The organism is Mesorhizobium sp. M4B.F.Ca.ET.203.01.1.1 (assembly GCF_004791025.1).
GTDB classification, from domain to species: domain Bacteria; phylum Pseudomonadota; class Alphaproteobacteria; order Rhizobiales; family Rhizobiaceae; genus Mesorhizobium; species Mesorhizobium abyssinicae.
This window is the reverse complement of record NZ_SRUO01000187.1, coordinates 1-320: the sequence shown is the minus strand read 5'-3', so window position 1 is coordinate 320 and position 320 is coordinate 1. Positions and strand designations below refer to the sequence as shown.

Here is a 320-nt window from a genome sequence, read left to right as displayed (position 1 = left end):
ATCCAATGATCCGCATTGCCATCGCCGGCAGCGCGCTGGCCGCGCTCGTCAACTGGATCTCGCCGCAACACCCGCAGCCACAGGGGCTCTATGCGCTCGTGGTCGACGGCCAGGTTGTGGCGGCCGGCGCCGACTGCGTGGCCGCGTGGGAGGCAGCCGAGGGCCACATCCCGAAGGGGTGGCGCGAGATCGTGTGCGTCCCCAGTGAGTGAGTGCGCCTGCGCCTAGTTATGGTTGTGGCTAGCCGCTGGTACAGCGTCAGCGTGTGGAAGTGAGTTTGGAGTTGGGGTGGAGGTGGCGCAGGCGCGGGCCAACTCGGC

Annotated in this window: 1 protein-coding gene; it reads left to right on the top strand. The window is 68.1% G+C overall.

Annotated elements, in window-relative coordinates:
• Nucleotides 1–212, top strand: a 212-nt coding sequence (locus EN846_RS35540) for a hypothetical protein (protein WP_189587211.1), incomplete at its 5' end; no start/stop codon positions are given.
• Between the last annotated feature and the right edge of the window lie 108 nt (nucleotides 213–320).